This window comes from Deinococcus aestuarii (assembly GCF_018863415.1).
Taxonomy (GTDB): domain Bacteria; phylum Deinococcota; class Deinococci; order Deinococcales; family Deinococcaceae; genus Deinococcus; species Deinococcus aestuarii.
In genome coordinates this window covers 83303-99216 of sequence record NZ_JAHKSN010000012.1, presented here as the reverse complement: position 1 = coordinate 99216, position 15914 = coordinate 83303, and the positions used below count along the sequence as shown (strand labels likewise).

The window sequence follows — 15914 nt, the reverse complement described above, 5'->3', positions numbered from 1 at the left end:
CGTTTGTGCCAAAAGAACCTCAGATCACCCCGCCGTACCTGTCCCGGTACACCACGTACGCGAGCCCCAGCGTGGCGAGGGTGGTGACCAGGCTGCTCAGGCCGTAGCTGATGAGCGGCAGGGTCACGCCCGTCAGCGGCAACAGGCCCAGCGCCGCCCCCACGTTTTCGAGCACCTGCGCCCCGAGTTGCCCCAGCACGCCCGCGAAGAGAATCTGGTCCTGCAAGCGCGGCGACTCGGCGGCCATGCCCGACAGCCGCCAGAAGAGGGCCCCATACAGCACGAGGACGGCGAGCCCGCCGACGAGCCCCTGTTCCTCCGCCCACGAGGAGAAGGCGAAGTCGGTGTGCGCTTCCGGCAGGAAGCCGTTGTGCGACTGCGACCCCTGCTTGTACCCCTTGCCCTGCACCCCGCCCGACCCGACCGCGATGGTGCTCTGGATGACCTGATACCCCGCCCCCCTGGGTTCCTGGTAGGGATCGAGGAAGATGGTGAGCCGTTTTTGCTGGTACGGCTCCAGGTGCGGATACACCAGGGTTGGAAAAGCCACTCCCAGGGCGACCACGGCCAGCAGCGCGTGCCACCACGGCACCCGGGCGGCGAGCATCATCACCCCGAACATCACGCCGAGCACGAGCGCCCCCCCGAAGTCCTGCAACACCACCAGCGCGAGGGCGGGGAGGAAGACCGCCAGGGCCGCCGCGTACGTCTTGACCCCCTGATAGCCGCCTCGCAGCACGACGGGCAGCATCAGGATCAGGGCGAACTTGAGGAACTCAAGCGGCTGAAACTGCACCGGCCCAAACACGAGCCAGTTCTGCTGCCCGTTCACCTCCTTGCCGATCACGAAGGTGCTCGCCTGGAGCAGCAGCGCCCCCGCGAAGAGGTACGGCGCGGCGCGGTAGGCGCGGTCCCGCCCCGCCCACCACAGCAGGGCCACCGGGAGGGCGGCGAGCACCACGCCGATCACCTGCTTGGGGAAGATGCCGGGCGCGGCCCGGGGGCTCAGCGCCGCCGTGCTCACCGTCATCAGGCCGACCACGAGCAGGGCGGCGACCACCAGGGGGAAGCGCAGGTCGTACTTGAGGTTCACGGCTGGATCACCCCCCCAGGCTACCGGGGTGGCTCAGCCGTCGGGTGAAAGGGAAAGGGGCCGGGAAGCGCGTGCCCCGGCCCCCGCCCCACCCCAGGCTCAGCGTCCCGGGCGCCCCGTGTTCCTGGGCTGCTCGTCGAGGGCGATGCTCGCCGTCAGCACCACCTGATCGCCGCGCTGCTCGACCTCCACGTTGCTGTTCCCCGCCGGGAAATACCGCCGCACGACCTCCAGCAAGTCGTTTCTCAGCGCGTCCACCTTGCCGGGCGGAATCTGCGCGCGGTCGTAGGCGAGGACGAGTTCGAGACGGTCCTTGAGCGTCTCCTTACTGCGCTTGCCCCTGAGCCACGAGAACATGTCAGGCCCCCCCGAACAGACGGCGCAGCATGGCGATGAAGCCTCTGTTCTCTTCCAGGTTGGGGTACGGCACGTCCTCCCCCTTGAGGCGCCGGGCGGTGTCCATAAAGGCCGTCCCCGCCCTCGTCTTGCCCAGCACGGCGGGCTCGCCCACGTTCGTGCTCACCAGGATGCCCTCGTCCTCGGGAATCACGCCGATAGGCTTGACCCCCAGGATTTCGAGCACGTCCGCCTCCGAGAGCATGTTCCCGCTCGCCACCATCTTGGGTCGCAGGCGGTTGATCACGAGCCGGATTTCCCGAATCTGCTGGGCTTCGAGCAGCCCGATGATGCGGTCGGCGTCGCGCACGGAGGAGACTTCCGGGTTCACGACCACGAGCGCACCCTCCGCCGGGGCCGCCGCCGTCTTGAAGCCCGACTCGATCCCGGCGGGCGAGTCGATCAGCACCCGGTCGAAGCCCTCTTCTTCGATGAGCTGGCGCACCGCCGCGCGGAAGACCTCGGCGTTCAGCGCCTCCTTGTCGCGCGTCTGCGAGGCGGGCAGGAGGTAGAGCGTCTCCACCCGCTTGTCGCGGATCAGGGCCTGTGAGAGGCGGCACTTGCCCTCGATCACGTCGATCAGGTCGAAGACCACGCGGGATTCGAGCCCCATCACCACGTCGAGGTTGCGCAACCCCACGTCCACGTCGATCACGACGACCTTTTCACCCAGGCGGGCGAGCGCCGCGCCGATGTTCGCGGTGGTCGTGGTCTTCCCCACGCCCCCCTTGCCCGACGTGACCACAATGACCTTGGCATTCATGACGAGGGGCAGTGTAGCAACTCGGCCTGCCGGGGGCGGGTATCCTGGGGGCAGGAGACGTGCCAGGAGGAAGCAGAATGAGCACCGGAGGGAGCTTTCGGAAGTTGAGGGGGACCAGGATTCAAATTTCGGAGATTGCGCGGCGGGCTCAGGGAGAGACACCACGAGCCTTCCTTCGGTCCAGGCTGACGGTACCAGTGAGAAAGTCTGCACGGTTCGGCTGGGTCACCTTCGAGGCCGCGCCCAAGGTCGATGAGTTCGAGCCCTTGACGGAAACCCGAGAGTTCGTGCATGGCATCACTCTCCCGCGCCGAAGTGGAAAACCGAGCGGGGCTTCCATCCACATTTCTGAAGGGGACTGGAGCATTGATCAGCAGTTACACGAGGAACGCGACCGCGGGCTGTGAGTGAACTCCCTTTCTTCCTCGACACCTCTGCGCTCTTACGTGCGTACATCAGTGAGCCCCATAGCAGTTTCGTTCTCGGGCAGATGCAGGCGGCTAGCGTCAACGTTGTTATCCGAGTCGCATATTTAGAAACATACGCGGGGCTGATTCAACGGCAACACCGAGATCATCGAGAGCGGTTGAAACCTGCCCAAGTCGCTACCCTGCTGGCCGACTTCGAGCGGGATTGGGAAACCTTGGCTGTCGTTGAACTCGGTGCAGAGGTCATGGACCGGTCCTCTCATCTGATCCGGTCCCATGCTCAGGCAGGGCTGCGGGCGCTTGACGCCATCCACCTGGCGTGTGCCTTGAAGGCGCAAGACACCTGGGAAAATCTGCGGGTGCTGACCTTCGATCAGCGGCAGGCGGCGGTGGCCCGCGCGTTGGGCCTGAACGTCCTCTCCCTCCCGCCCGACCCGGTGTGACACCCGCCCTACCCCTCCCCTCCTCCGGCCCTGTAAACTGCTCGGCTGGAAGTCTCCGCGCCCTCTCTGTGATACGCGGCGCGTGAGCGAAGGGGAACAGACCTTGACCATTGCAGATCATCCCGTGCCCGGCACGGCGAACCAAACGAAGAAAGTCGGCTTCATCAGCCTGGGCTGCCCGAAAGCTCTGGTGGACAGCGAACGCATCCTGACCCAACTGCGCGCGGAAGGCTACGAGGTGGCCCCCAGCTACGAGGACGCACACGCCGTCATCGTGAACACCTGCGGCTTCATCACGCCCGCCGTGGAGGAATCGCTGAGCGCCATCGGTGAGGCACTGGACGCCACGGGCAAGGTCATCGTGACGGGCTGCCTGGGCGAGCGCCCCGAGAAGATTCTGGAACGTCACCCCAAGGTCGCGGCGATCACCGGGTCCGAGGCGGTGGACGACGTGATGGGCCATGTCCGCGAGCTGCTGCCCATCGAGACGGACGCCTTCACGGGTCTGCTGCCGGTCGCCGCCCCCGGGATGCGGCCGGAGCGGGAGGCCACCCGTCACGGCGACGTATTCGCGCCGAGCGTCAAGCTCACGCCCCGCCACTACGCCTACGTGAAGATCGCGGAGGGATGCAACCACACCTGCGCGTTCTGCATCATCCCGAAGCTGCGCGGACGGCAGGTCTCGCGCGACGCGGGCGCGGTGCTGTATGAGGCTTACAGATTGATCGCGGGCGGCACCAAGGAACTGATGATCATCTCGCAGGACACCTCCGCCTACGGGGTGGACGTGCGTTACCGCGAGTCGGAGTTCCAGGGTGGCATGGTCCGCGCGCACCTCACGGACCTTGCCGAGAAGCTGGGCGAGATGGGCGCGTGGGTGCGGATGCACTACGTCTACCCGTACCCGCACGTGGAAAAGATCGTGGAGCTGATGGCGGCGGGCAAGATTCTGCCCTACCTCGACGTGCCCCTCCAGCACGCCTCGCCCAAGATTCTGCGGCTGATGCGGCGTCCCGGCGCGGGCAAGCAGCTCGACACCATCCGCCGCTGGCGCGAGATCTGCCCGGAACTGGCTATCCGCTCGACCTTCATCGTGGGCTTCCCTGGCGAGACGGAGGAGGACTTCCAGGAGCTGCTGACCTTTTTGGAGGAGGCGAGGCTCGACCGCGTGGGCGCCTTCCCCTACTCCGACGTGGACGAGGCGGACGCGAACGGGTTGCCGGACGCCGTGCCGCAGGAGGTCAAGGAGGAGCGGCTGGCCCGCTTCATGGAGGTCGCCCAGCGGATCAGCGCCGAGAGGCTGGCGGAGAAGGTCGGACGGGTGCTGGACGTGATCGTGGACGAGTTCAACGACGACGAGGGCGACCTGCCGGGCACGCGGCTGATCGGGCGCACGAAGGGGGACGCCCCCGGCATCGACGGTCAGGTGTACCTCTACGCGGGCAACTTCGCGGGGCAGGTTAAACCCGGCGACATCGTGAAGGCCCGCATCGAGGACAGCGACGAGTACGACCTCTACGGCGAGGTGGTCGAGCGGCCCGAGTGGCAGCCCAACGTGCCGCTCTTGGGGCACTTCGGGCGGCACTGAGGGGGAAAGGCGAGAGGGCGGGGGCAACCAGAACCCGCGCCCCCTTCCCTTTGATCTCGCCTACGCCTGGGCCAGCACTTCCCCGGCGCCCGCCTGTCGAGGTCCCGCCCCCGGCTTCCCGAGCAGGTAGTCCAGCACGTCCCCGGCGGTGTACCCGGGCGTCCAGCCGCCGAGCTTCACGAGGTCGTCGCCGCTCGTCAGGAGGGGCTGCTCGACCTCGCCGCCCTTCTGAATCTGGGCGTGGCCCGCGTCGGCCATCAGGGCGTTGCACAGGCACTTGCGGCCCACGGTGTCCTCGGGCTTGCCGCCCTTTTGCACGTAGGTCTCGACGGGCTCGGCGGCGCAGCGCAGGCCGGTCTTGTCGCCGTCCCAGTACGCCTCACGCAGATAGCCGATGTCGCAGACGCGGGTGCGCGCGGCGTACCGCTCGGGCTCGGAGAGGGTGCCCGGGAGCTGCACGACCTTGAAGGGAAAGCCTGTCGGCGAGGCGAGGGGGTCGGTGTAGACGCTCACCCCACCCGCCCGGACGGCGCCGAGGGTGTGCTCGCGCGTCTCGGGGCGCAGGCCGCTCTCCCGGCAGTAGGCGAAGAGGGTGCCGACCTGGATGCCCGCCGCGCCCTGGTCGAGGGCCGCTTGCAGGGCGTTGGGCGAGCCGCTGCCCCCCGCCAGCCAGAAGGGCAGGCCGAGGCGGCGCATCTCCTCCAGGTCGGCGATGTCGCGCTCGGTATAGACGGGCTGCCCGCTCTCGTCGTAGCTGACCTGCCCGCGCGGCGGGGCGTTGTGGCCCCCGGCGGTGGGGCCCTCGATCACGAAGCCCTGGACGCTGCCCGTCGCCTTGCGGGTCAGGATGCCCGCCAGGACGTGCGAGGAGATGATCGGGTAGAAATTGGGCCGGGGCAGGCTCACCCCGCCGAAGCCGAACTCCGAGGGATCGAAGGTGAGGGGCACGCTCGCTCCCGGGCCCTCGCCCTTCACGTCCAGGCGGGCGGTGCCGGGCTTGCCCTGCGCGAAGGCGTCGAGCACGCCGGGAATCTCGCGGGGGATGCCCGCCCCCATGATCACCGTGTCCACCCCGGCGAGCATCGCCCCGTACAGGGCGGGGAGGTTGTGCAGTTGCAGCTTGGTCAGGAGGTTGAGCCCGACCGGGTTCGCGTGCCCCCCGCGCGCCAGGAAGACCTCCACGAAGCTGCCGAGCAGGCTCAGCTCCCAGGCGACGCGGTGCTTCGTGACCGTGGGCAGCGGCACGCGCTTGTAGGGCTGGCCGGGGGCGCGGCCCTCCTCCAGCCAGTAGTCGCGCACGGCCTTCTGCGCCCGCGTCTGGTCGGGGAAGTGCGCGAGGGCGCGGCGGACGTGCCCACCGGGGTCGCCGTCTTGCAGGCGGCGCACGAGGAGGTTGTCGATCCCCGTGCCCGACACGACGCCGAGCTGCCCGGCGCGGGAGACGGCCTGGGCGAGCACCCAGTTGGAGATGGCGACGCCCATCCCCCCCTGGATGACGCGCGGCAGCGGCGCGGGCGGGGAGGGCAGCGTCGTGGTGGTGGATTGCGGCAGCGTGGTCATAGCGGGGCTCCGGGGGCTGGGCGGGCAGGGAGAGGCCCAGCGTTCCAGGCCACTCTAGCCGCCCCTTCCCACCCCACCTCCCCGGTTGGAACGCAGTCAAAAGGTGAGGGAGGCCGCGCAAGCTCCCTGTAAGGACGGGCGGCCTAGACTCCGGGCGTGAGTCTCGACCTTCTCCTCGTGGTGTTCGCCGCCGTGCTCGGGCTGCTCGTGGGCTCGTTTTCCAACGTGCTGATCTGGCGGCTGCCGCGCGGGGAGAACGTCGCCTTTCCGCCCAGCCACTGCCCCGGCTGCGACCACCGCCTCGCCCCCCTCGACCTCGTGCCGGTCGGCTCATGGGTGGCGTTGGGGGGCAGGTGCCGCTACTGCCGCTCGCCCATCAAGTCCCGCTACCCGGTCGTCGAGGCGCTGACCGGCCTGGGGTACGCCGTCATCGCGGCCCTCTTCCCGCTCACCACCTACGGGGCGGGCACGCTGGGGCTGATGGTGCTGTTCACGCTGCTCCTCGTAGCGAGCGCCATCGACCTCGACACGTACACCATCCCGGACGAGTTGACGCTGCCGGGCGTGGCGCTGGGGCTGGCCTTCGCCTTCCTCAACACACGCTCGGGGGCGGCGGAGGCGGGGCTGCCCACCCTCCAGGGAGCCGTGCAGGGCGCCCTCCTCGGCGCCGGGCTGCTCGTCACCATCGACCTGATCGGATCGTGGGTGCTGCGGCGCTTCCGGGAGCGGCAGTACCCGGAGGCCCCCATCGGCTACCAGCAGCTCAGCCTCGCCCTGCTGGCAGGCGCGTGGCTGGGGCCGTGGTGGGGGCTGGGGGCGGCGCTCCTCTCTGCGGCGGTTAACCTCGCAGCGCGGCGGGTGGTGCGGGTTCCGGAGGTCGTCACGCTGGGCGGCTTCCTCGTCTCCGTGGCGCTGGGGGGGAGCGGCTTCGGGCCGGGGCTGATCGTTATGGTGCAGGGGGCGTTGATGGCGGCGGGCGCGGCCTCCCTCATGGCGGGCGTGTACTGGTGGCTGAAACCTGAACCTGAGGGTGAGGCGGACGCCCCCTTCGACCCCTCGGCGATGGGCTTCGGGGACGTGAAGCTCGCCGCCGTGATCGGCGCGTTCCTGGGGTGGGAGCGGCTGCTCGTGGCGGTCGTCGTGGCTGTCGTGGCGGGAGCGGTGCTGGGCCTCCTGCAACTCGCCCTGAAGAAAGAGAACCGCGTGAAGTTCGGTCCCTACCTCGCCCTCGGCGCGGTCGTCGCGCTGATCTGGGGCGGGGCCATCGTGCAGGGCTACCGGGGGATGCTGGGGCTGTGAAGGGGGGAGGTCACGTCGTCTTCCTCGTCGTTCGGCCAGGCAGCATGGGCCCCACCTCTTGACGGACGGGGGCCGACGGGGACAGGAACACCAAGACCCTCCTCCCCGTCGTTGCGTCGGCGAGAAGGAGGGCTTACCTCTGTCGAACTGTCGCCCGTGATCTGCTTGGCCCACCTCACCACGCCGGACATGAACAGGTTCCGGTTCGCCATGCCCAAGCGTACCCCTCCGACTTCGCGCTCAGACCATCTCTGGACGCGCCACCACCGTCACCCGCTGTTCCTGCCTGAGCCCCTTGAAGCGCACGTCGGCGCTCGCCGTCACCTCCACCCCGAGGGCATCGGCGCCGTCCTGGGCGACCGTCTGGACAAACATCTCCATGTCGCGCACGACCGGGTGGGCGACGAAGGCGTCGATGTACGCGTCGAGGCTGAACAGTTCGAGCAACCGCTCGCCCGCCGTGTAGCGCAGGGTGAGGGTGCTCCCCGACGCCGGGTTCCCGGTCGCCGGGCACAGCTCGGGCAGGTGCAGGACGTGTTCGACGACGGTAGGCAATCCCGGTTTCGCGTTGGCGATCGTCCTGAGCCGCTCGGCGGGGGTGGGAACGGTCACGGGGCGGCGGCGCGGGCGGCGTGGCGCACCCGCAGGGCGAACAGGGCGGCGATGGCGTACTTGGCGAGGATGTCGGCGAAGATGATCTGGAGGATGTCGCGCGTGCTCATGTCGCCCCAGAAGGCGAGCAGCGTGAAAATCACGGAATCCAGCGGCACGCTCACGGCGTTGCTCGTCAGCACGCGGGTCCACCAGCTCTTCCGGATCAGGCGCTGGTAGACGGCGGTGTCCGCGAGCTCACCCACCAGGATCGCCAGGAAGGACGCCCCGATGAAGCGCCACGGCGTGCCCGTCAGCAGCGCGGCGAGGGTGTTGACGATCAAAGCCGCCGCGATGGCGACGTAGACGGCCTTCAGCCCGCCCTCGCGATGAATGCGGTCGCGCAGGGTGAAGACCGCCGCGAAAAAAATCGTCCCCACGCTGAGCAGCCCGAAGACGGGCAGGGGGATGAACTGGTTCAGGGTCAGGTTGGCGAGCAGGATGCTCCCGACGTACAGAAGCGTCAGCAGCACGGGCGTGCGGCGCAGGGCAGGAATAGTCACGGCGTCCTCCGGCCACGGCGACAGAACAGGTCACGGGCCGCGTCAAAAGGTAGCAGGTCCGGCGGTCCGGAAACGGGGATCAGGCCGACCCTGAGCGGTCGAGCGGAGGAGTCAGCGGGACGGCGTTCAGGCAGCGGGCCAGGTTCAGAAAGGCCCCGTCGTGCGCCGGGTTCGTCCACGCGGGCGACTGCACGAGCAGCACGGCGCTTACCCCCGAGGGGTCGGGCAGGCCCCCGCCGGGATGGTCCATGCGCCGAAGGGTCACCCGTTCCAGCACCCCGGACGGGAGACGCGGCCCAACCTCCCCCCGCGTGCGCCCCAGGTCGAAGCCCTCGGCGACGGGCAAATCCGCGTGCCAGTCGGGGTAGAGGCCGGTGTACCGGCGAATCAGCCCCGCGCGCAGCCCCAGCCCTGCCCAGTTGCCGGGGCGCACGCGGGAGGGGTCTCCGCTGAGGCTGAACAGGTCGTGGTGGCTGTCCACGTTCAGGACGTCCTCGCCGGGGTGGTCCTGAAGCCACGTCCACGCGTCCGCGTGCGTGAGGGTGACGGTGGCGGGGAGGCCCGCGTAGCGTTCCAGCGCTTCCCAGCCGGGGTAGAGGGGGAAGTCGGCGGCGAGGGCCGTCCAGCCCGGTGCTCGCGGGTCACGTCTGCGGGTCCGGTCCCGCCAAGCCGCCAAGCGGTCGTGCTCACGGTCGGCGGTGCCCCAGATCGGCGCGTCGAAGACGAGGGGAACCGTGCCGCTGAAGGCGTCCCAGTCGAGGCTCAGGAGCATGGGGAGGGACACCGGGAACGAGGGAAGCCGGGTAGGGGTGACACGCTTTTCCCCTCAATCCCCGAAGGTCTTGACGTAACTCACGCTCGCCGGGTCGCGCACGAAGCCCAGGCGGTCGTTGACGGCGAGCATGGGCGCGTTGTCGCTGGCGTTGTCGGTGCGGATCAGGGTGCCGCCCAGCGCGCGGCCCGCCCGGATCGCGTGCAGCTTGAGCAGGGTGGCGACCCCCTGGCCGCGCCACTCGCGGGTGACGCCCGTCAGGCCGGTGAGGAGGTCGGGGCTCGCCTCGCTGCGGAAGAGGGTGGTCTGGCCGATCCAGCGCCCGTCGTGCTCGGCGACGAGGTAGGCGTCTTCGAGCAGGCCGGGGTCGCCCAGCACCGCCTCCTCGAACACCTCGCGGGAGAGGGGCGTGGCGGGCTCGGCGCGGGGCACGTCCCGCCGCACGTCGCTCATCAGGGCGTGGAGGCGGGCGGTGAGGTCGGGCACGTCGGCGACTCGCAACTCGGCGAGGCTGCGGACCCGCACGCCCCGGGCGGCCAGCCGGTCCTCCAGGGCACGGGAGGGCCCGTCGTCGAAGGCCGTCAGGTCGAGCGAACTCGCGAAGGACCGCTTGTCGCCCGTAAAGCCGCGCCGGGTCAGGAAGCCGGGGGCGACCGGGTGATCCTCGCGGGCCAGGACGCGGACGGACTCGGCGCCGTGGCGGGTGAGGTCGGCCTCCACCGCGTTCCAGAGGGCGGTTCCTATCCCCTGCCCCTTCCGCTCCGGGTGGACGGCGATCTCCAGCGTGTAGCGGCACGGGTGGTAGGCGCCGGGGTTCTGGTAGTACGAGGCAATGCCCAGCACTTCCCCCGCCTCGTCCAGCGCGACGAGGGTGGCGGTGGTATAGCCCCAGCCGCGCTGCTCGGCGTCCCGCTTGCGGAAGTCGGCCCCGCTGAAGGGATCGTGGGGCAGGGCGAGGGTATAGACGCGCCCAGTGGCGTCCCACTCGCCTTCTTCAATGGGCCGTACCGTGAAGGTCATCGGTCGACCTCCACCGTGCCGCGCTGCATCTCGATCCAGGCGGGGCGGGGACGAAAGCCCAGGCGGGTGTTCAGGGCCAGCATGGGCGCGTTCGTCGTGGCGTTCCCGGTCCAGACGCTCGCCGCGCCGCGCTCCCGGGCGACGCCCAGGGCCGCGAGCTTGAGGGCCAGCGCCAGCCCCCGCCTGCGGTGCGCGCGCCGGGCGCCGGTGAGGCCGGTGTGCAGTTTGGTGGGGTCCACACCGTCCGTGTACAGCTCGGTCATCGCCGCGATCTGCCCTTTCGGCGTCAGCGCGAAGAAGATGCCCTCCGGCAGGAAGCGCGGGTCGTCCCCCCGCTTGCGGAAGTGCTCGAAGACGATGGGGGTCGCCTCGCCCGTGCGCGGCACGTCCTCCCGGATCTCCACCACCGCGTCGAAGTAGGCGGGCCAGGCCGTCTCCTCCCCCACCTCGGCGAGCAGGTCGGCGAGGGTGGCCCGGCGGTAGCCGTCGGGGAGACGTGCGGCGGCCTCCCAGGCGGAGGAGTCGAACTCGCCCAGCTCCAGCACGTTGTCGAAAAAGCGCATGACCTCGCCGAAGCCCTGCCGGGCCAGGAAGGCGAGGCCGCGCGGGCAGTCCTCCCGGGTGCCCGAGAGCAGTTCGCGGGCGCCGCGTTCCCCCAGGTGGGCTTCGAGCGCCGACGCGAGCGCCAGCCCCACGCCCCGCCCCTGCGCCTGGGGATGGACGAACACGTCCACGTGATAGCGGTCGGGGTGGAACATGCCCGGATACTGGATGGCGTAAGCGGTGCCGACGGCCCGCCCGCCTTCCTCTGCCACGGCGCGCCAGAGGTGGGGCTGCCGGGGGTGGTCGCGCAATTCGCGGTCCTCGTGGGCGAGGAGGTCCCCGGTCGTGGCGTGGTCGGGCCACACCGCCCCTTGCAGGTCGGCGAGGGCCGGGTAGTCGGCGTCGGTGGCCCCTCGAAGATTCATGCCTCTCCGCCCAGGTGCAGTTCGTAGCGGAAGTGGGTGGGGCCGCGCCGGAAGCCCAGCGCCCGGTTCATCTCCAGCATCGCGGCGTTGGGCTTGTCGTTCATGGTGCGGATCTCGCCGCCGCCCCGCGCCGCCAGCGCCCGCATCGCCGCCACCTTGAGCGCCTTGGCGACGCCCCGGCCCCGGTCCTCCCGCCGCACGCCCGTCATGCCGATCACGTAGGCGCCGCCGGACGTGAGCATCAGGGTCGTGTAGCCGACGTAGGGGCCGGTCAGGGGATCGTCCAGCCCGGGTCGCAGCGCCACGAAGGACAGCTCCGGCGCGAAGGTCGGGTCCTCCACCTCCTGCCTCACCCACGCCTCGAAAGGCCGCCGGGTGAGGGTGTTGCCCATCGGCACGTCCTGGAAGAGGAGCCAGTCGAGTTCCCACAGCCGCCGGTTGCGCTCCGGGTCGTCCGCCAGCTCGGCCACGCTGCGGAGTTCGAGGCCCCCCCCGCGCACCCGGGCGAGCAGCTCATCGAAGGCGCCCAGGTCCACCTCCGCCGTGTTCAGGCGCGACTCGTAGCGCTCCCAGGTGACGCGGAAGCCCCGCCGTTCGAGAAAGGCGCGGCCCGCCTCGTGGTGCGGCGCGTCGGTGAGCATGGTGCGGACCTCGCGGGCGCCCCGGGCCCTGACGCGCTCCAGCAGGGTGTCGTAGAGCGCCGAGCCGATGCCGCGTCCCCGGGCGTCCGGGTGGACGGCGAGGTTGCCCCAGTAGCGCCATTCCTCGAAGGCGAAGTCGTCGTGGCCGATGCCTCCCGCCGCCACCACCTGCCCGCCCGCCTCGGCGACGGCCTCGGTGTAGAAGAGGGCCGGGTCGCGCGCCCCGTCCCACACGGCGAGAAGGTCGGGGGTGACGGGCCACTCGGGGTTGGCGGCGGTGAGGACCCGCGCCGCGCCCGGGTAGTCGTCCGACTTGCGGAGGGTGCGGAGGGTGAAGCCGGTCTGGGTGACGTTCATCGCCTCCTATCGTGCCCCGCCTCCGGTCACGGGCGCATCCGCCGCTTGCGCTATCTCGCCTATCCTGCCCGCATGAGCGAGCGGCTGAGACTCCTTCTGATCGTGCCCCACCCCGACGACGAGGTGTACGGCGCCTCGGGCACCCTGATGGAATGGCTGGAAGAGGGCCACCCCTGCGGCCTCGTCACCCTCACGCGCGGGGAGGCGGGGCGCACCCTCGGCCTGTGCGACGGCCCCGAGGAACTCGCCCGGATGCGGGAGGCGGAACTGCGCGCCTGCCTCGACGTGATCGGCCTGACCGTCCACGAGCAGCACACCTTCCCCGACAAATCCCTCCGGGAGCAGCCCTTCGAGCCGCTCGTGGAGGTGGCGCGGGAGGCCATGCTCCGCCACCGCCCCGAGACCGTCCTCACCTTCCCGCCCAACGGCAGCAACGGGCACCCCGACCACGTGACCACCCACCGGGCCGTGCGCGCCGCGTGGGAGAGCCTGCCGGAAGGCGAGCGGCCCCGCCTGTGGTACTACGCCAACCCCGTTCCGCCCGAGAACGAGGAGTTGCGCGCCCTGTGGCTCGCCCCCAACGTGCGCCGGGACGTGGGCCGATTGATCGCCCGCAAGCTCCAGGCCATCGCCTGCCACCGCACCCAGGCGCTGAGCACGGTGGATTTCCTGCGGAAGTTCCCGGGGCGGATCACGGAGGAGACGTTTCACGAGGTCGGTGGCTAGTGCCCCGTGGTGAGTGGGGGGAGGCGACGATCCGCGCTGCGGTTCTGAACCTCGGGTACGCCGTCCGGAAGGTGGAGCGGCTGCCGGGTGCGTCGGGCAATCCGAGCTGGCGGGTGGAGACGGCGGCGGGGACGTTCGCGGTGCGGCTGTATCCGCGTTCGGAGGCCGGGACGGCCCACGGCCTCGCGCGGCTGGCGGAGGCTTTGCGGGCGGGCGCTTACCCGGTGCCGCGTGTCGGAGCGGTGGGCGTGACGGGGGAACACGCGGTCCTCGTGCAGGAGTGGGCGCCGGGGGTGCCGGTCGCGGCAGCGTTGGAGGAGACGCCCGGGCGTGCCTATGACCTCGGCCTCGCGGTCGGGGAGACGCACGCGCGGCTGCACGCCCTGCCCGTCCCCGCCGAGGCGCACGCGGCCCTGCGGAGGCTGGACGGACCCACCGGAGTTCCCGCCTCCCCCGCCTGGCTCCACCTCGACTACCACCCGCTCAACGTGCTCGTGGAGGGCGGCGCGGTGAGTGCCGTCCTCGACTGGGAGAACGTGGCCCTCGGCGACGCGCGGCTCGACGTGGCCCGCACGCTGAGCATCCTGAGCGCCGATCCAGCGGTGTGGGCGATCTCCGGGGCGCGGCGGCGGGTGCTCCTCTCTTTCCGGTGCGGCTATCTGGAGGGATACGCCCAGGCCGGAGGGCGGCTCGACGGCCTGCCCCCCTTCCTGGCCTGGGCGGGCGAGTTCATGCGCCGGGACCTGCGGGGCCGCTTCGCCGACGAGCGGTTGAGGCACGTCACGCGCTGGACGCGGGCCTGGGCTTTCAGAAGCTGACCCTCACTCCCACTCGCTGACGGGGATGAAGTCCACCCCCTCTGCTTCCGTGCCCGTCACGTTGTAGCGGCGGTCGAAGCGGACGACGAACTCGCCCCGGTCGAAGTGCCGCGGGCTGACGACCGGCTTGCGGAAAAAGTAGTTGCCGTCGTCGTCAATGCCGATGTGCGCGCTCTTGGTGAAGCGGAACTCGACGACCTCGCCGTGGGGGCGGGTGCGCACGCGGACGCGGTAGGTCTGGGAGTCGTCTTGCTGAAGGTAGGCGTTGGCGGCGGGCTTGTTCCGGCCGAAGAGGTTGAACATGGGGGGGCTCCTTGCCAGCAGGGTACGCGGTGCGCGGGGGGCAGGACGCGGGGAAGACGTCCCGGTCCCACCTGTCGCCTACACCTCCCGCAAGAGGCGGGTCAGCAGCCGCACGTGGTCCGGCCAGCGGTCGAGCCGCACATGTTCGTGGGCCGCGTGTGCCCCGTCGCCGGGAGCCCCCAGACCGTCGAGGGTGGGGCACAGCGGCGCGGTGAAGTTGCCGTCGCTGCCGCCACCCACGACCTCTCCCCCGATCTCGAAGCCGAGGTCACGGGCGATGGTCTGCGCCTGCGTGAACAGGGCGAGCGTCCCTGGACCCGGCTCGAAGGGGGGCCGGTTCAGCCCACCTGTGACGGTGAGCCGGACGTGGGGGTCGGCGGGGGTCAGGGCGCGGATCGCCCCGGTGACGCGCTCGCCCTCCGCCACCGTGGAGGCGCGCAGGTCGATCTCCAGGGTGGCCTCGGCGGGGATCACGTTCACGGCGCTCCCACCCCGCATCCGCCCCACGCTGACGGTCGTGCCGATCTCCGGGCGGGCGAGGGCCTGGACCTCCAGCACCGCGCGGGCGGCCTCGGTGATCGCACTCGCCCCCTCCTGCGGCTTGTTGCCTGCGTGGCTGGCGACCCCGTGGAAGGTCAGCGCGAACGAGCCCACCCCCTTGCGCCCGATCTTGAGGGCGTGGGAGTCGGCCACGGGCGGCTCGACCACGAACACGGCGCGGGCCCCCCGGGCGGCGGCCTCGATGTGGGGACGGCTCGCCGCGCTGCCCACCTCCTCGTCGGGGGTGAGGAGCAGGCGCACGCCGCCCCGGGGCCAGCGCCCCTCCAGGGCCGCCAGCGCGTGCAGTACGCCGACGATCCCGGCCTTCATGTCGTAGGTGCCGGGGCCGAAGAGGCGCTCGCCCTCCACCCGGAAGGGCATCGTCTCCAGCGTGCCGTGCGGCCAGACGGTATCGGCGTGGGTCAGGACGAGCAGGGGCCGCTCCTCCCCCCCCATGCCGAAGGAAAAGGCCCGGGTGCCGCCGGGGAGCGCCTCGGGGACGCCGCTCAGCTCGCGGGCGCGGGCCTCCACCACGTCCATCACGCGGGCCACGGCGGCGGGGTCGGTGGAGGGGGACTCGATCTCCACCAGGGCGCGCAGGTCGGCGATCATGGCGGGCAGGTCGGGGGGCATGTGCGCCATGCTACTCGGCAGGGAGCGGCCCCGCCCGGCCCGGGTCAGGGGCGACGGGGCGGGGCGGGTCTGTCTCGCGGGGACTCAGGTCAGCAGGGCGATCTGCTGGGTATTCGCGCGGAGCACGGCGCGGCCCCTCAGGTACAGCTCGCTCACGGCCTCACGCCCGAAGATGCGCGTGAGGCGGGTGCTCGTGAGTTCGACCGTGCGCCCCGCGAAGCGCAGCCGAACGAGGTCGATGGTGCCGGGGACCCAGGTGCATGACAGTTCCTGCATCGTGTTCCTCCTGCGAAGTTGTCCTGGTGAAGCAGCGGCCACCGGGCCCGGGAGGGTCGGTGAACGGGTCATACGCTGCTGTTCATCCAGCGTAGCTGATGACCGCCTGACCGGCGCGAGAGGAGGGTCAATCCAC

Annotated in this window: 18 protein-coding genes; 5 read left to right on the top strand and 13 right to left on the bottom strand. The window is 70.7% G+C overall.

Annotated features, from left to right (window positions below):
- Nucleotides 1–19 precede the first annotated feature (19 nt).
- From IC605_RS15055 to minD, 3 genes are all read right to left on the bottom strand, one after another.
- The gene (locus IC605_RS15055) at nucleotides 20–1093 is read right to left on the bottom strand and encodes an FtsW/RodA/SpoVE family cell cycle protein (RefSeq protein ID WP_343216627.1); all 1074 of its coding nucleotides are present in this window, start codon (nucleotides 1091–1093) and stop codon (nucleotides 20–22) included.
- Between the two features lie 99 nt (nucleotides 1094–1192).
- Nucleotides 1193–1450, bottom strand: coding sequence for a cell division topological specificity factor MinE (minE, locus tag IC605_RS15050; protein WP_216325878.1), 258 nt, complete (start codon nucleotides 1448–1450; stop codon nucleotides 1193–1195).
- A 1-nt stretch (nucleotide 1451) separates the two neighbouring features.
- On the bottom strand, nucleotides 1452–2252 hold the full coding sequence (gene minD / locus IC605_RS15045; RefSeq protein ID WP_216325875.1) for a septum site-determining protein MinD: 801 nt from the start codon (nucleotides 2250–2252) through the stop codon (nucleotides 1452–1454).
- A gap of 403 nt (nucleotides 2253–2655) precedes the next feature.
- Here minD and IC605_RS15040 point away from each other — a divergent pair, with 403 nt between their 5' ends.
- Nucleotides 2656–3123 carry a type II toxin-antitoxin system VapC family toxin gene (locus IC605_RS15040; RefSeq protein ID WP_216325872.1) on the top strand — a complete coding sequence of 156 codons (468 nt, stop codon included), beginning with the start codon at nucleotides 2656–2658 and terminating at the stop codon, nucleotides 3121–3123.
- 109 nt (nucleotides 3124–3232) lie between these two features.
- The gene (rimO, locus tag IC605_RS15035) at nucleotides 3233–4711 is read left to right on the top strand and encodes a 30S ribosomal protein S12 methylthiotransferase RimO (protein WP_216325950.1); all 1479 of its coding nucleotides are present in this window, start codon (nucleotides 3233–3235) and stop codon (nucleotides 4709–4711) included.
- Between the two features lie 60 nt (nucleotides 4712–4771).
- Here rimO and IC605_RS15030 read toward each other — a convergent pair whose 3' ends face one another.
- Entirely contained in the window at nucleotides 4772–6271 is a 1500-nt protein-coding gene (locus IC605_RS15030) for a nitronate monooxygenase (RefSeq protein ID WP_246580881.1), read from the bottom strand.
- Nucleotides 6272–6427: 156 nt separating this feature from the next.
- Between IC605_RS15030 and IC605_RS15025 the strand changes: the two genes are divergently transcribed.
- The gene (locus tag IC605_RS15025; RefSeq protein WP_216325869.1) at nucleotides 6428–7570 is read left to right on the top strand and encodes a prepilin peptidase; all 1143 of its coding nucleotides are present in this window, start codon (nucleotides 6428–6430) and stop codon (nucleotides 7568–7570) included.
- Between the two features lie 240 nt (nucleotides 7571–7810).
- Here the strand turns inward: IC605_RS15025 and IC605_RS15020 are convergent, their stop codons facing one another.
- From IC605_RS15020 to IC605_RS14995, 6 genes are all read right to left on the bottom strand, one after another.
- A complete protein-coding gene (locus IC605_RS15020; protein WP_216325866.1) occupies nucleotides 7811–8182 on the bottom strand; it encodes a hypothetical protein in 372 nt (123 codons plus the stop codon).
- A complete protein-coding gene (locus IC605_RS15015; RefSeq protein WP_216325863.1) occupies nucleotides 8179–8724 on the bottom strand; it encodes a VUT family protein in 546 nt (181 codons plus the stop codon). Before IC605_RS15015 ends, IC605_RS15020 begins: the two co-directional genes overlap by 4 nt.
- A gap of 79 nt (nucleotides 8725–8803) precedes the next feature.
- On the bottom strand, nucleotides 8804–9496 hold the full coding sequence (locus IC605_RS15010) for an arginase (protein ID WP_216325943.1): 693 nt from the start codon (nucleotides 9494–9496) through the stop codon (nucleotides 8804–8806).
- 54 nt (nucleotides 9497–9550) lie between these two features.
- Nucleotides 9551–10516, bottom strand: a complete 966-nt coding sequence (locus tag IC605_RS15005; protein WP_216325860.1) for a GNAT family N-acetyltransferase — start codon at nucleotides 10514–10516, stop codon at nucleotides 9551–9553.
- Nucleotides 10513–11484 carry a GNAT family N-acetyltransferase gene (locus tag IC605_RS15000; RefSeq protein WP_216325857.1) on the bottom strand — a complete coding sequence of 324 codons (972 nt, stop codon included), beginning with the start codon at nucleotides 11482–11484 and terminating at the stop codon, nucleotides 10513–10515. Before IC605_RS15000 ends, IC605_RS15005 begins: the two co-directional genes overlap by 4 nt.
- Entirely contained in the window at nucleotides 11481–12482 is a 1002-nt protein-coding gene (locus tag IC605_RS14995; protein ID WP_216325855.1) for a GNAT family N-acetyltransferase, read from the bottom strand. Before IC605_RS14995 ends, IC605_RS15000 begins: the two co-directional genes overlap by 4 nt.
- Before the next feature lie 72 nt (nucleotides 12483–12554).
- Between IC605_RS14995 and IC605_RS14990 the strand changes: the two genes are divergently transcribed.
- Nucleotides 12555–13208, top strand: coding sequence for a PIG-L deacetylase family protein (locus IC605_RS14990; RefSeq protein WP_216325852.1), 654 nt, complete (start codon nucleotides 12555–12557; stop codon nucleotides 13206–13208).
- On the top strand, nucleotides 13208–14026 hold the full coding sequence (locus IC605_RS14985) for a phosphotransferase family protein (protein ID WP_216325849.1): 819 nt from the start codon (nucleotides 13208–13210) through the stop codon (nucleotides 14024–14026). Before IC605_RS14990 ends, IC605_RS14985 begins: the two co-directional genes overlap by 1 nt.
- A gap of 3 nt (nucleotides 14027–14029) precedes the next feature.
- On the opposite strand, the gene IC605_RS14980 is transcribed toward IC605_RS14985, so the two are convergent.
- From IC605_RS14980 to IC605_RS14970, 3 genes are all read right to left on the bottom strand, one after another.
- The gene (locus tag IC605_RS14980; RefSeq protein ID WP_216325846.1) at nucleotides 14030–14329 is read right to left on the bottom strand and encodes a hypothetical protein; all 300 of its coding nucleotides are present in this window, start codon (nucleotides 14327–14329) and stop codon (nucleotides 14030–14032) included.
- A gap of 78 nt (nucleotides 14330–14407) precedes the next feature.
- On the bottom strand, nucleotides 14408–15511 hold the full coding sequence (locus IC605_RS14975; protein WP_216325843.1) for a M20 family metallopeptidase: 1104 nt from the start codon (nucleotides 15509–15511) through the stop codon (nucleotides 14408–14410).
- Between the two features lie 75 nt (nucleotides 15512–15586).
- A complete protein-coding gene (locus IC605_RS14970; RefSeq protein WP_216325840.1) occupies nucleotides 15587–15778 on the bottom strand; it encodes a hypothetical protein in 192 nt (63 codons plus the stop codon).
- Nucleotides 15779–15914 lie beyond the last annotated feature (136 nt).